The following is a 15286-nucleotide window of genomic DNA, read 5'->3' as shown; positions in this document are numbered from 1 at the left end:
CACTTGCAGCTCGAAGCTTGAAGCTTGTCGCTCAAAGCTCCCCTCACCTTCGGATGACGGTCATGTCCAAGCTCAAACATTTTTTTCTGCAATCCGCCGGCTGGCTGCTGTTTCTGAGCCTGCTGATGGGCCTGGCGCTGATGCTGCCCGCGTCCACGTTCGACTCCGAGTCGAAGGACTTTATTTTCCTGATTGGCGCCGTGGGTATCTGGCGCTACTCGATGGGTGCAACGCACTTTGTGCGCGGCATGATTTTTCTCTACATCGTCTACCCGCACCTGCGCCGCAAGGTTCGCAAGCTGGGCAAGGCGGCGGATCCGTCCCATGTGTTCCTGATGGTGACCAGTTTCCGTATCGATGCGTTGACCACCGCGCAGGTTTACAGCTCGGTGATCCGCGAGGCCATCGACTGCGAACTGCCGACCACCGTGGTCTGTTCCATCGTCGAAATGTCCGATGAGCTGCTGGTCAAGGCCCTGTGGGCACGGATGAATCCACCGGACCGGGTCAAGCTCGACTTCGTGCGCATTCCCGGCACCGGCAAACGCGATGGCCTGGCCTACGGCTTCCGTGCGATCTCCCGTCACCTGCCGGACGACCGCGCCGTGGTCGCCGTAATCGACGGCGACACCGTGCTCGCCGAAGGCGTGGTGCGCAAGACCGTGCCGTGGTTCCAGATGTTCGGCAACGTCGGCGGCCTGACCACCAACGAATTCTGCGAAGTGCGCGGCGGCTACATCATGAGCGAATGGCACAAGCTGCGTTTCGCCCAGCGCCACATCAACATGTGTTCGATGGCCCTGTCCAAGCGCGTGCTGACCATGACCGGGCGCATGTCGGTTTTCCGCGCCAGCGTGGTCACCAACCCGGACTTCATCGCCGACGTTGAAAGCGACTCGCTGCAACACTGGCGCCTGGGTCGTTTCAAGTTCCTGACCGGTGACGACAAGTCGAGCTGGTTCAGCCTGATGCGCCTGGGCTACGACACCTTCTACGTGCCGGACGCGGCGATCAACACCGTTGAACACCCGCCGGAAAAGAGCTTCATCAAGGCCAGCCGCAAGCTGATGTTCCGCTGGTACGGCAACAACCTGCGGCAAAACTCGCGGGCGCTGGGTCTGGGCGTGAAACGTCTCGGCGCTTTCACTTCGGTGGTGCTGTTCGACCAGCGTGTTTCGATGTGGACGTCCCTGCTCGGCCTGACCGTGGCGATCATCGCCAGCTTCAAATATGGCGGCGCGTTCATCCTCGCCTACCTGCTGTGGATCGGCATCACCCGCCTGATTCTGACCCTGCTGCTGTCGTGCTCCGGTCACCGGATCGGCCCGGCCTACCCGCTGATTCTCTATTACAACCAGATCGTTGGCGCGCTGGTGAAGATCTACGTGTTCTTCCGCCTCGATCAGCAATCCTGGACCCGCCAGCCCACTTCCCTGACCCGTGATCTCGCCAGCTTTCAACGTTGGTTCAACACCTGGTCGTCTCGGACCATGACCTTCTCCGCCGGCAGCATTTTCGTCGCCGTGCTGCTGATGATGGTCTGACCTGCCCCTCTTGAATTAACAAGGAAATCGCCCCCATGAATACCGCCGTCAACGTCAACGTAGTGCATGAATCCGAAGCCCAGCGTCAGCACGCCCGGGTGAAAATCCCGGCCAAGCTGCGGTTCTTCGGGCCTGACCGCACCCCGGTCGAAGCGCGGGTCATCGACCTGTCCGCCGGCGGCCTGGCGTTCAATGCCGGGCAACAGCCGCTGACCGTCGGCGAGGTGTACAAGGCACGCCTGCAGTTCGTCATCGACAACCTCGGCATTGCCATGGACGTTGAACTGCAGGTGCGCTCCTTCGACCGCCAGACCGGCCGTGCCGGTTGCCAGTTCCAGAACCTCGAACCGCAGGATATTTCCACCCTGCGTCACCTGATCACTTCGCACCTGGCCGGTGACATCGTCAGCATCGGCGAAGTGCTGGCGACCCTGCAGCGCGACAACTTCACCAAGGCGCGCAAGGCCAAGGACAGCGGCCACGGCATGACCCCGTTCGGGCGCCTGAAAGCGGTGACCTTCAGCGCCGGTATCTTTGCGATCGGCCTCGTGGCGGCGGGTTTCGTTTTCAAATCGGTGTACAACATGTACTTCGTCAGCCATGCCCAGGCCGGGCTGGTCAGCGTGCCGGGCATGAACATCACCATGCCTCGCGACGGCACCGTGCAGAGTCTGGTGAAGTCCGACGGCGTCGCCGCCAAGGGCGCACCGCTGGCGACGTTCAGCACCAGCATGCTCGATGTGCTCAAGGGCCATCTGGATGAAGATCAGTTGCAACCGGCCAAGGTCGAAGAACTGTTCGGCAAGCAAATGACCGGCACCCTGACCTCCCCTTGCGATTGCACCGTGGCCCAGCAACTGGTGGCCGACGGTCAATACGCGAGCAAGGGCGACGTGATCTTCACCCTGGTACCACGCAACACCCAGGCCACCGTCGATGCGCGCTTCTCCTATCGCCAGTTCAGCGACGTGCGCCCGGGTACTCCAGTGAGCTTCCAGATCGCCGGCGAAGACAAGACCCGCACCGGCAAGATCATCAGCAGCACCAGCCTGAAAAGCGCCGACCTGTCCTCCGACATTCGCGTGCAGATCCAGCCTGACGAACCGCTGGACAGCACCTTCGCCGGCCGCCCGGTGGAAGTGAACAGCGACCGTGGTCCGAACCTGAACTGGCTGATCGACAAAGCCATGGCTGCCGGTCTTTAAGTCGAGGACATGCCTGTGACTACTCCTGTCTTGACCACACCGCCGACCCTGTGGGAGCGAGCCTGCTCGCGAAAGGATCAGCGCGGTTTGTCTGATGTACCGAGTCGACTGCTTCGCCAGCAGGCTGGCTCCCACATGGGATTGGTGGTGTGCTCGCTGGCGCTGGCAGTCAGCCTGTCCGGTTGCGCCGGCCTGCCCGACCAGCGTCTGGCCAACGAAGCGCTCAAGCGCGGTGACACCGCGACCGCCGCGCAGAACTACCGTGCGCTGGCCGATCTGGGTTACAGCGAAGCTCAGGTCGGCCTCGCCGACATCCAGGTCGACAGTCGCGACCCCGAGCAGATCAAACAGGCCGAGGCAACCTATCGCGCAGCGGCCGATGTGTCGCCGCGTGCCCAGGCCCGGCTCGGTCGCTTGCTGGTGGCCAAGCCCGGCTCCACCGAAGCCGAGCATCACGAAGCCGAAACCCTGCTGAAGAAAGCCGCTGCCAACGGCGAAGGCAATACGCTCATACCGCTGGCGATGCTCTATCTGCAATACCCGCACAGTTTCCCGAACATCAACGCCCAACAGCAGATCGATCAGTGGCGCAAGTCGGGCTACCCGGAAGCGGGTCTGGCGCAGGTGCTGCTGTATCGCACCCAAGGCACCTACGACCAGCATCTGGATGACGTGGAAAAGATCTGCAAGGCCGCGCTGCACACCACCGACATCTGCTACGTCGAGCTGGCCACGGTCTATCAGAAACGCGCCCAGCCAGACCGACAGGCCGAACTGATCAAACAGCTGCAGGCCGCCCACAGCCGTGGCAGCGTCAGTGCCCAGCGAGTGGACTCCGTCGCCCGTGTGCTCGCCGATTCGACCCTGGGCAAGACCGATGAGAAAACCGCGCAGTCGTTGCTCGAACCGATCGCGCCGGGCTACCCAGCCTCGTGGGTGACGCTGGCGCAACTGCTCTACGACTTCCCGGAACTGGGCGACGTCGATCAGATGATGAAGTACCTGGACAACGGTCGCGCCGCCGACCAGCCCCGCGCCGAACTGTTGCTGGGCAAGCTCTATTACGAAGGCAAACTGGTGCCGGCCGACGCGAAAGTCGCCGAGGAACATTTCCAGAAAGCCGTCGGCCGTGAAGTCGCTGCCGATTACTACCTCGGCCAGATCTATCGCCGCGGCTACCTGGGCAAGGTCTATCCGCAGAAGGCCCTCGACCATCTGCTGACCGCAGCGCGCAATGGGCAGAACAGCGCCGACTTCGCCATCGCCCAGCTGTTTTCCCAAGGCAAGGGCACCAAACCCGATCCGCTCAACGCCTACGTGTTCAGCCAGTTGGCCAAGGCGCAGAACACGCCGCAGGCCGATGAGCTGGCGACCACACTCGCGGCGCAATTGCCCCCCGAGCGCCTGGCCGACGCCCAGCGCCTGTTGCAGCAGGAACAGGCCAGCCGCGGTGCCCTGAATCAGAACACGCTGCAACTGCACGCCCTGCAAGAAGAAGACGGCGAGGAAAAATTATGAAGTTGAATCCATTCGTGAAGGCCGGCATTGGCCTTTCGTTCGCGCTGATCTGGTCTTGCCCGACACTGGCCGCGATCACTGAAACCAAAAACTTCGGCCTCGAAGTGAAGATCACCGGCCAGTCTGAAGACGACCGCGACCTCGGCACCGCACCCGGTGGCGACGTCAACGGTGTGGGCCTCGACCTGCGTCCGTGGGTCTACGGCGAGAGCGGCGCGTGGAGTGCCTACGCCATGGGTCAGGCCGTGACGTCCACCGACATCATCGAGACCGACACCCTGCAACAGTCCGACGGCGCCGAAACCACCGACAGCGGCGACCGCAAGACCAAAAAGAACTACCTGGCGATGCGTGAGTTCTGGGTCGGCTACAGCGGCCTGACACCGTATCCCGGCGAGATCCTCAAGTTCGGTCGCCAGCGCCTGCGCAACGACGACGGCCAATGGCGCGACACCAATATCGAAGCGCTCAACTGGACTTTCGATACCACTCTGCTGCGCGCCAACGCCGGTGTCGCCGAACGCTTCAGCGAATACCGCACCGACCTCAAAGAGCTGGCACCGAAAGACAAGGATCGCCTGCACGCTTATGCCGATGCGGCGTATCAGTGGACGCCGGGCCAGTGGGTCGGCATTCGCGGCCATCACACCCACGACAACGGCAAGCTCGATTACGCCGAACCGGGCGTGCCCCGCGACACCCTCGACAAAACCCAGAACGGCGACATCAGCTGGCTCGGCCTGACCGCCGACAGCGACGCCTACAACTGGCGCAACACCAACACCGTCAACTACTGGGGCAGCATCACCGGCATGAGCGGCGACCGCGATACGGTCAACCCGCTGAACGCCGACGGCAGCCGCCCTGCGCAGGCCAAGCGCAGCGAAGACATCAACGGCTGGGCCACCGACATCGGCGTGCGCCTGCGCCTCGATCCGCAGTGGCAGGTCGGTGCAGCCTACGCCCGCGCCAGCGCCGATTACCAACAGAACGGTCTGGAGAGCAACCGCTCCAACTACACCGGGACACGCTCTCGGGTGCACCGCTTCGGTGAAGCGTTCCGTGGCGAAATGAACAACATGCAGACCGCCACTTTGTTCGGTTCCTGGATGCTCAACGATCAGTACGACGCCAGCCTGATCTACCACAAGTTCTGGCGCGTGGACGGCAACAAACCGGTGGGCAGCAACGGCATCAACGCGGTGGAAAACAACACCGACGACGTGACCGGCGCAATCCTCTCCAGCACCTCGTTGCCACTGCAGGACGGCAACAAGGACCTGGGCCAGGAAATGGATCTGGTGGTCACCAAGTACTTCAAGCAAGGCCTGCTGCCGGCGGCGTTGAGCCAGTCGATCGACGAGCCTTCGGCGCTGGTGCGTTTGCGTGGCGGCGTGTTCAAGCCGGGTGATGCCTATGGCAGCCAGGTCGATTCGTACATGCACCGCGCGTTCATCGACGTGATCTGGCGCTTCTGATGCAAACCGCGAAGGGAGTGCCCGACATGAACAACCCAAGGAAAGGCTCGCTCAGCCTGCTGGCCGGGGCGATGCTGCTGGCCTCGGCAAGCTCCTTTGCCAGTGTCGAACCGGTCGCACCGCAACCGGCCAAACCGGTGACCACTGCCAAGGAGCTGCAACAGGCCAAGACCTACACCGTCAGCAGCGCCCCGACCGACGCGCTGGAGCTGGACAAGCCGAAACTGCCCGACCTCACAGGCTTCACCGCCGAGGCCGCCGCCGCGAAAATCGTACGCAGCAAACCGGGCAAGATCAGCGTGCGCCGGATGATGCAGGAAGACGCCCTGAAGGACTTCATCGGCGGCGACAACAAGATGGCCGAATGGGTGGTGCGCCAGCACGGTATCCCGCAGGCGATCTTCGTCGACGACGGCTACATGAACCTCAAGGAACTGGCGCAGAAACTGCCCAAACAGTACTTCAGCGAAACCTCCCCGGGCGTGTACCTGGCGAAGCTGCCGATTGTGGTCGGTCGCAAAGGCATCCTCGAAATCGACGGCCAGACCCAGGAACTGCGCCTGTCCCAGGAGGCCGGTTCGTTCCTGGTCAACGACGGCCAGTTGTTCGTGCGTGACACCAAAGTCACCGGCTGGCGCGAGAAGGACAACAGCCCGGCGACCTTCCGTTCGCCGAAGGAATTCCGCCCGTTCCTGCTGGCCTGGGGTGGCACCGAGACCTACATCGTCAACAGCAAGATGGCCAGTTTCGGCTACGCCAACAGTAAGTCCTACGGCGTGAGCATTTCCCAGTACACGCCGAACATGGCCAAGGTACTCAAGCGTCCGGAGCCGACCGGCTGGATCGTCGGCTCGGAGTTCTCGGACATGTGGTACGGCTTCTACTGCTACGAGACCCGCGATTTCGTGGTCAAGGGCAACACCTACAAGGACAACATCGTCTACGGCATCGACCCGCACGACCGTTCCCACGGTCTGATCATTGCCGAGAACACGGTGTACGGCACGAAGAAGAAGCACGGGATCATCATCTCCCGTGAGGTGAACGACAGCTTCATCTTCAACAACAAGAGCTTCGACAACCACCTCTCCGGGCTGGTGATCGACCGTAACAGCATCAACAACATCGTCGCCTGGAACGAGATCTACAAGAACCACACCGACGGCATCACGCTCTACGAGTCCGCCGACAACCTGCTGTGGGGCAACAAGGTCATCAGCAACAAGCGCCACGGCATCCGCATTCGTAACAGCGTGAACATCCGCCTCTACGAAAACGTTGCCATGGCCAACGGTCTGACCGGCGTCTACGGCCATATCAAGGACCTGACCGACACCGACCGCGACATCAAGCTCGACCCGTTTGACGCCCAGGTGTCGCTGATCGTGGTCGGCGGTGAACTGGCGGCCAACGGCAGCGGCCCGATGGCCATCGACTCGCCGCTGAGCGTCGAGCTGTACCGCGTGTCGATGCTGGCGCCGACCAAATCCAGCGGCATCAGCTTCAACGGCGTCCTGGGTGACCGTCAGGATGAAATTCTCGACTTGCTGGTGCGCCAGCAGAAAGCCGTGCTGATCGACCCCGTCGAACGCCAGACCGAACTGCAGGACTGAGGATAATTTTATGCACCCACACCTGATCAAATTACTCAGCCTGTCGGCCCTGACCGCGGGCATTCTGGCGGCCGGCAATGGCGCCCGCGCGGATGAAGTCCAGCCGCCGAAGTTCACCGCCGAACCTTGCTGCAGCCTGTGCCCCGCCGCTCATGACGCGAAGAACTACACCACGCGTTATCAGCAGAACTTCACCACGTTGGTGCAGGCGCAAGGCGACTGGCTGTTCCGGACCCAGGAAGATCTGCGCACCGAGTTCAACACCACTCCGGCCGGCTACAAGCGTCTGCAACAGTTGCACGATGCGTTCAAGGCCAAAGGTGTCGAACTGGTAATCGTCTACCAGCCGACCCGTGGCCTGGTGAATCGCAACAAACTCAACCCGGCGGAAAAGGCCGCGTTCGATTACGAGAAGGCACTGGGCAATTACAAGACCATGCTCGGCCGTTTCGCGAAGATGGGTTACGTGGTGCCGGACCTGTCGCCGCTGACCAACGAATCGCTGCCCGACACCCTGCCCGCCCACGATTTCTACTTCCGTGGCGACCAGCACTGGACGCCGTACGGTGCGCAGCGCACGGCAAAAATCGTGGCCGAGAAGGTCAAGCAGATCCCGGCCTTCGCCGACATTCCCAAGCGTGAATTCGAGACCAGACGCTCGGGGCGCATGGGCAAGACCGGCACCCTGCACAACATGGCCGGGCAGCTGTGCGGCACCAGTTACGCCATCCAGTACATGGACCAGTTCACCACCGAGCCGAAAGGTGAAGCGGGCGACGGCGACCTGTTCGGCGATTCCGGCAACCCGCAGATCACCCTCGTGGGCACCTCCCACAGTGGCAAGAACTACAACTTCGCCGGTTTCCTCGAAGAAGCCATCGGCGCCGACATTCTCAACGTCGCCTTCCCCGGGGGCGGTCTGGAAGGTTCGATGCTGCAGTACCTGGGCAGCGACGAGTTCCAGAAAACCCCACCGAAAATTCTCATCTGGGAATTCTCGCCGCTGTACCGCCTCGACCAGGAAACCATCTATCGCCAGATGATGGCGCTGCTGGACAACGGTTGCGAAGGCAAGGAAACCCAAATGTCCGCCAGCACCACGCTCAAACCCGGCGGCAAACAGGAACTGCTGGTCAACAGCAAGAACCTGAACCTGCAGAACAGCGGCCATCAGGTCGACATCCGCTTCGCCGACACCTCGGTGAAAAAGCTGCAAGCCACCCTCTGGTACATGAACGGTCGCCACGAGGACATCAAGATCGAGAAACCGGAAACCTCCGACACCGACGGTCGTTTCGCCTTTGAGTTGCGCACCGACGAAGACTGGGCCTCGCAGAATCTGCTGGCGGTCGAAGTCCAGGGCCCGGATGCGGGCACCGCGCCACAGAAGGTCGAAGCGAAAATCTGCAAACGCAACGTATTCCCCGGCGCCGGGCAACAAACCGCCCAGATCGGGCAATGAGGTCTGCCATGCGAAATCCGACATTGAAATCTTTATGGGCACCGGCCCTGCTGAGTCTGGCGATGTTCGCCGGGGCCGCTCAGGCCGCCGCACCACTGCGTCCGCCTCAGGGCTACTTCGCAGCCGTGGATAAATTCAAGACCACCGACAAGAGCGAAGGCTGCGATGCGACACCGGCGCCGTACACCGGTCCGCTGCAGTTTCGCAGCAAATACGAAGGCTCGGACAAGGCCCGCGCCACGCTGAACGTGCAGTCGGAAAAAGCCTTTCGCGACACCACCAAAGACATCACCACGCTGGAGCGCGGTACCGCCAAACGGGTGATGCAGTTCATGCGCGACGGTCGCCCGGAGCAGCTCGACTGCACGCTGAACTGGCTGGTTACCTGGGCCCGGGCGGATGCATTGATGTCCAAGGACTTCAACCACACCGGCAAGTCGATGCGCAAATGGGCGTTGGGCAGCATGGCCTCTTCGTACATTCGCCTGAAATTCTCGGACTCCCATCCCCTGGCCCAGCATCAGCAGGAAGCTCAGGTGATCGAGGCCTGGTTCAGCAAAATGGCCGATCAGGTGGTCAGCGACTGGGACAACCTGCCGCTGGAAAAAACCAACAACCACTCGTACTGGGCCGCCTGGTCAGTGATGGCGACGTCCATCGCCACCAACCGCCGCGACCTGTTCGATTGGGCGGTCAAGGAATACAAGGTCGGCGTCAATCAGATCGATGCCGACGGTTACCTGCCCAACGAACTCAAGCGCCAGCAACGCGCCCTCGCCTATCACAACTATGCCCTGCCGCCACTGGCGATGATCGCCAGTTTCGCCCAGGTCAACGGTGTGGATCTGCGTCAGGAAAACAACAGCGCGCTCAAACGTCTGGGCGACCGCGTGCTGGCCGGGGTGAAAGACCCGGATCAGTTCGAAAGGAAAAACGGCAAGGAGCAGGACATGACCGACCTGAAGGAGGACATGAAATTCGCCTGGCTTGAGCCGTTTTGCAGCCTCTACACCTGCTCGCCGGAGGTGCTGGAGAAGAAGCACGGCATGCAGCCGTTCAAGACGTTTCGCCTCGGCGGGGATTTGACCAAGGTCTACGACCCGTCCCACGAGAAAGGCAACAAGGGTTCTTGAGGCTGACGGTATTGCCCTGTGGCGAGGGAGCTTGCTCCCGCCCGGCTGCGAAGCAGTCGTAACCCAGTGAACGCGCATTGACTGACGCACCGCGTGATCAGGTTTCAAGGAGCGCTTCGCGCCCCTGCGGGAGCAAGCTCCCTCGCCACAGGTAAATGCGCAGCATGCAATACAACCATCCCGTTTTCAGTGGGGGGTTTGGGGGGGCTTTGGCCCTTGACTGTTGGTTCAAACATGGAGAGATCGGGATGGTATTTTCATCCAACGTGTTCCTGTTTCTGTTCTTGCCGATCTTTCTCGGCTTGTACTACCTGAGCGGGCAACGCTATCGCAACCTGCTGCTGCTGATCGCCAGCTACGTGTTCTATGCCTGGTGGCGGGTGGACTTCCTGGCGCTGTTCGCCGGCGTCACCCTGTGGAACTACTGGATCGGCCTGAAAGTCGGCGCCGCCGGCGTGCGCAGCAAACCGGCCCAGCGCTGGCTGCTGCTCGGCGTGGCGGTGGATCTGTGCATCCTCGGCTACTTCAAGTACGCCAACTTCGGCGTCGACAGCCTCAACGCGATCATGACTTCGTTCGGTCTCGAACCGTTCATCCTGACCCACGTGCTGTTGCCGATCGGCATCTCGTTTTACATCTTCGAGTCCATCAGCTACATCATCGACGTCTATCGTGGCGACACCCCGGCCACCCGCAACCTGATCGACTTCGCGGCGTTCGTGGCGATCTTCCCGCACCTGATCGCCGGTCCCGTATTGCGTTTCCGTGACCTGGCCGACCAGTTCAACAACCGCACCCACACCCTCGACAAGTTCTCCGAGGGCTGCACGCGGTTCATGCAGGGTTTCATCAAAAAGGTGTTCATCGCCGACACCCTCGCCGTCGTCGCCGACCACTGCTTCGCCCTGCAAAACCCGACCACGGGCGACGCCTGGCTCGGCGCGCTGGCTTACACCGCGCAGCTGTATTTCGACTTCTCCGGCTACAGCGACATGGCGATTGGTCTGGGCCTGATGATGGGTTTCCGTTTCATGGAAAACTTCAAGCAGCCCTATATCAGCCAGTCGATCACCGAGTTCTGGCGTCGCTGGCACATCAGCCTGTCGACCTGGCTGCGCGACTACCTCTACATCACCCTCGGCGGCAACCGGAAAGGCACGCTGATGACCTATCGCAACCTGTTCCTGACCATGCTGCTCGGTGGTCTGTGGCACGGCGCGAACATCACCTACATCGTCTGGGGGGCGTGGCATGGCATGTGGCTGGCGATCGAGAAAATGCTCGGCATCAACACCTCGCCGCGCAGCCTCAACCCGATCCGCTGGGCGCTGACGTTCCTGTTGGTGGTCATGGGCTGGGTCATCTTCCGCGCCGAGAATCTGCACGTTGCCGGGCGCATGTACGGCGCGATGTTCAGCTTCGGCGACTGGTCGCTGTCGGAGCTCAACCGCGCCAGCCTCACCGGCCTGCAAGTGGCGACCCTGGTGGTGGCTTACGTGACCCTGGCGTTCTTTGGCCTGCGTGACTTGTACACCAGCAAGCCGCCGGTCAAGACCAGACCTGCGGTCAACGTCGAAAGCGACGGCCCTGCCGGTGCTCAACCGGGCCTGATCAAGGCGGCGCCGGGGGAGAACCCGGCGAGCATCCACGAACCGGGCTACACCGCCGGCGTCGACGCCCAGGTGCAACCGGCGTACTGGACGGCGGACTGGTCGCGCTACGTGATGCGCGGGCTGGTACTGCTGCTGTTCATCGCCTCGATTCTCAAACTCTCGGCGCAAAGCTTCTCGCCGTTCCTTTACTTCCAGTTCTGAGGGATCTGCCATGACCCGCTCATTACGCATCTTCTACATCGCGCTGTTTCTGCTGACCCTGCTGGTGCTCGGTCTGTGGTCGGTGCGCAGCTTCTTCGGTTTCAGCACCAATGCCGACGCGACGGTACTCAACGGTCGCTGGACCAAGGCCGTGGAAACCCACTACGACGATGAATTCCCGATCAAGCGCCTGGGCACCAACCTCTGGGCCGCGCTGGATTTCAAGCTGTTCAACGAAGGTCGTCCGGGCGTGGTACTCGGTCGCGATCAGTGGCTGTACAGCGATGAGGAATTCAACCCGATCGTCAACGAAGAGCTGAACCTGCAAGGCAACTACGCGCTGGTCGAAGGCGTGCGCCAGACCCTGAAAGAGAAAGGCGTGAAACTGGTCATGGCGATCGTGCCGGCCAAGGTTCGCCTGTACCCGGAACACCTGGGTGAAGTGAAACCGGCGAGCATCCACGCCAACCTCTATCAGGACTTCCACGCCCGTGTCGCGGCAGACAAGATCCTCGCCCCCGACCTGCTCGGCCCGCTGCAAAAGGCCAAGCAGAACGGCCAGCAAGTGTTCCTGCGCACCGACACCCACTGGACCCCGGAAGGCGCGGAAATCGCCGCCAACACCCTGGCCAAGACCATCGCCGACAAGTTCCCGCTCAGCGGCGAGCCGCAGCGCTTCGTCACCACCCCGGCGGAAAAGGTCACGCACAAGGGCGATCTGCGTCTGTTCCTGCCGCTGGATCCACTGTTCGAAAACATGATGCCGGCCAAAGAACCGCTGCAAAAGCGCAACACTGTGGCCGTCGAACAACCTGTCGGTGACGACGCCTTGTTCGCCAACAGCGAAGTGCCGGTGGCCCTGATCGGTACCAGCTACAGCGCCAACCCCAACTGGAATTTCGTCGGTGCGCTCAAGCAAGCGCTGCACAGCGACGTCGTCAATTACGCCGAGGACGGCCACGGTCCGATCCTGCCGATGCTCAGCTACCTGAAAAGCGATGACTTCAAGAACAGCCCGCCGCAGGTGCTGATCTGGGAGTTTCCTGAACGATATCTGCCTGTGAACAACGAAATCGGCGACGCCGACCCGCAGTGGGTCGCAGAGCTTAAACAAGCCGGCGCGCGCCAACAAAACGTAGCTGTAAACACTAAATCCGAGACGCCCGATCGGGCGCAAAACTGAAAGAGAGGTACACCATGACTTTCACTACAACTCCTCGTCGTCTCGCTAAACGCATTGCTCTGGTTGCGGGTATGAGCGTGCTGTCGGTCCAGGCATTTGCCGGTGGCGACGCTGCGCTGTACGGCCCGACCGCACCGAAAGGCTCGACCTTCGTACGGGTCTACAACGCCAGCAACGCTGAAGTCAGCGCCACCGTCGGCAGCACCAATCTGAGCGACGTGGCACCGCTGGCCAGCAGCGACTTCAGCTTCATGCCGGGCGGCGACTACAGCGCCAAGGTCGGCAGCCAGACCCTGCCGGTAAAACTCGCCGGTGACCACTACTACACCCTGGTCAACAACGCGTCCGGCGCGCCGCAATTGATCGAAGAACCGCCGTTCAAGAACAAGCAGAAATCCCTGGTGCGCGTGCAGAACCTCAGCGACAAACCGCTGACCCTGAAGACCGCCGACGGCAAGACAGACGTGGTGCCGAACGTGGCCGCCAAGGGCCGTGGCGAGCGTGAAATCAACCCGGTGAAAGTCAGCCTGGCGCTGTATGAAGGCGACAAGAAAGTCGGCGACGTGAAACCGGTCGCCCTGGAGCGCGGTGAAGCCGCGGTGCTGTACGTCACCGGCAACGGCAGCAACCTGTCGCCGGTCTGGGTGAAGCGCCCAGTATCGACCCGCTGATCCATTCATGAACTGACGCAGTCCCCCATGTGGGAGCGAGCCTGCTCGCGAATACGGTCCGACATTCAACACCCATGTCGACCGATACACCGCTTTCGCGAGCAGGCTCGCTGCCACAGGGCCTCTAACCCAATCGATTTTATGGAGTAAACATTATGATTCCGGTGATCTTGTCAGGTGGTAGCGGTTCACGTCTCTGGCCGCTTTCGCGCAAGCAGTTTCCCAAGCAGTTCCTCGCCCTGACCGGCGAACACACGCTGTTCCAGCAAACCCTGGAACGCCTGGTGTTCGAAGGCATGGACACCCCGATCGTGGTCTGCAACAAGGATCACCGCTTCATCGTCAACGAGCAGTTGGCCAACCGCAATCTGGAATGCCAGCGCATCCTGATGGAACCGTTCGGCCGCAACACCGCGCCGGCAGTGGCGCTGACGGCGATGATGCTGGTCAACGAAGGTCGTGACGAACTGATGCTGGTGCTGCCGGCCGATCACGTGCTCGAAGACCAGAAAGCCCTGCAACGTGCGCTGGCCCTGGCCACCGTGGCGGCAGAAAACGGCGAGATGGTGCTGTTCGGTGTGCCGGCGACCAAACCGGAAACCGGCTACGGCTACATCAAGTCCACCGGCGATTCGCTGCTGCCGGAAGGCGTCAGCCGGGTCTCGCACTTCGTGGAAAAACCCGACGTCAAACGTGCCACCGAGTACGTCGAGTCCGGCGGTTACTACTGGAACAGCGGCATGTTCCTGTTCCGCGCCAGCCGCTTCCTCGAAGAGCTGAAAAAGCACGATCCGGACATCTATGACACCTGCCTGCTGACGCTGGAACGCAGCACTCAGGACCCGGACACCATCACTTTCGATGAAGCCACCTTCGCCTGCTGCCCGGACAACTCCATCGACTATTCCGTGATGGAAAAGACCCAGCGCGCCTGCGTGGTGCCGCTGACTGCGGGCTGGAGTGATGTCGGCTGCTGGTCGTCGCTGTGGGAAGTCAACGAGAAGGACGCCAACGGCAACGTCAGCAAGGGCGACGTGGTGATCCAGGACAGCAAGAACTGCATGATCCACGGCAACGGCAAACTGGTGTCGGTGATCGGTCTGGAGAACATCGTGGTGGTGGAAACCAAGGACGCCATGATGATCGCCCACAAGGACAAGGTCCAGGGCGTCAAGCAGATGGTCAACACCCTCAACGAGCAGGGCCGCAGCGAAACCCAGAACCACTGCGAGGTCTACCGTCCGTGGGGTTCCTACGACTCGGTGGACATGGGCGGACGTTTCCAGGTCAAGCACATCTCGGTCAAACCGGGCGCGTGCCTGTCGCTGCAGATGCACCACCACCGCGCCGAACACTGGATCGTGGTGAGCGGCACCGCCGAGGTGACCTGCGACGAAAACGTGTTCCTGCTGACCGAAAACCAGTCGACCTACATCCCGATCGCCTCGGTGCATCGCCTGCGCAACCCGGGCAAGATCCCGCTGGAAATCATCGAAGTGCAGTCGGGTTCGTACCTCGGTGAAGACGATATCGAGCGCTTCGAGGACATCTACGGCCGCTCCACCCCGATCGAACGCGGCGTGTCGGTGAAAACCATCGCGCAGTGATCACCCTGCAATAAGAAGCTCCCGCCCGGCCCGCTGCGTCCCCTATCCGCAGAGGATC

The 15286-nt window shown here is 61.6% G+C and carries 11 protein-coding genes; all 11 read left to right on the top strand.

From position 1 onward, the window contains the following. Positions 1–62 precede the first annotated feature (62 nt). The 11 genes from alg8 to ACK6BI_RS18040 all read left to right on the top strand — a co-directional run bounded on the left by alg8 (position 63) and on the right by ACK6BI_RS18040 (position 15228). Complete coding sequence (gene alg8, locus ACK6BI_RS18090; RefSeq protein ID WP_176704428.1) at positions 63–1544, top strand: mannuronan synthase; 1482 nt, start codon at positions 63–65, stop codon at positions 1542–1544. A gap of 35 nt (positions 1545–1579) precedes the next feature. Continuing rightward, positions 1580–2749: a PilZ domain-containing protein gene (locus ACK6BI_RS18085; protein WP_409318121.1), complete on the top strand. Its 1170-nt coding sequence runs from the start codon at positions 1580–1582 to the stop codon at positions 2747–2749. A 15-nt stretch (positions 2750–2764) separates the two neighbouring features. After that, positions 2765–4267 (top strand): alginate biosynthesis TPR repeat lipoprotein AlgK, encoded by a 1503-nt coding sequence (gene algK, locus ACK6BI_RS18080; RefSeq protein WP_409318120.1) that lies wholly within the window; start codon positions 2765–2767, stop codon positions 4265–4267. Beyond that, positions 4264–5745, top strand: a complete 1482-nt coding sequence (locus tag ACK6BI_RS18075) for an alginate export family protein (RefSeq protein ID WP_409318119.1) — start codon at positions 4264–4266, stop codon at positions 5743–5745. The genes algK and ACK6BI_RS18075 overlap by 4 nt, the downstream gene beginning before the upstream one ends. A gap of 26 nt (positions 5746–5771) precedes the next feature. Continuing rightward, the gene (gene algG / locus ACK6BI_RS18070) at positions 5772–7358 is read left to right on the top strand and encodes a mannuronan 5-epimerase AlgG (RefSeq protein ID WP_409318118.1); all 1587 of its coding nucleotides are present in this window, start codon (positions 5772–5774) and stop codon (positions 7356–7358) included. A gap of 10 nt (positions 7359–7368) precedes the next feature. Beyond that, positions 7369–8820: an alginate O-acetyltransferase gene (locus ACK6BI_RS18065; protein WP_409318117.1), complete on the top strand. Its 1452-nt coding sequence runs from the start codon at positions 7369–7371 to the stop codon at positions 8818–8820. Between the two features lie 8 nt (positions 8821–8828). Further along, positions 8829–9953 (top strand): mannuronate-specific alginate lyase, encoded by a 1125-nt coding sequence (locus tag ACK6BI_RS18060; protein WP_409318116.1) that lies wholly within the window; start codon positions 8829–8831, stop codon positions 9951–9953. Positions 9954–10201: 248 nt separating this feature from the next. Next, a complete protein-coding gene (locus ACK6BI_RS18055; RefSeq protein ID WP_409318115.1) occupies positions 10202–11767 on the top strand; it encodes an MBOAT family O-acyltransferase in 1566 nt (521 codons plus the stop codon). A gap of 10 nt (positions 11768–11777) precedes the next feature. Next, on the top strand, positions 11778–12950 hold the full coding sequence (locus ACK6BI_RS18050) for an alginate O-acetyltransferase (protein WP_409318114.1): 1173 nt from the start codon (positions 11778–11780) through the stop codon (positions 12948–12950). A gap of 14 nt (positions 12951–12964) precedes the next feature. Next, positions 12965–13621, top strand: a complete 657-nt coding sequence (locus ACK6BI_RS18045; protein ID WP_409318113.1) for an alginate O-acetyltransferase AlgF — start codon at positions 12965–12967, stop codon at positions 13619–13621. Between the two features lie 155 nt (positions 13622–13776). Next, complete coding sequence (locus ACK6BI_RS18040) at positions 13777–15228, top strand: mannose-1-phosphate guanylyltransferase/mannose-6-phosphate isomerase (protein ID WP_409318112.1); 1452 nt, start codon at positions 13777–13779, stop codon at positions 15226–15228. Positions 15229–15286: the final 58 nt, after the last annotated feature.

Origin of the sequence: Pseudomonas sp. KCJK9016 (genome assembly GCF_046231795.1) — a bacterium.
Classification (GTDB): Bacteria; Pseudomonadota; Gammaproteobacteria; order Pseudomonadales; family Pseudomonadaceae; genus Aquipseudomonas; species Aquipseudomonas bananamidigenes.
This window is presented reverse-complemented; position numbering and strand designations above follow the sequence as displayed.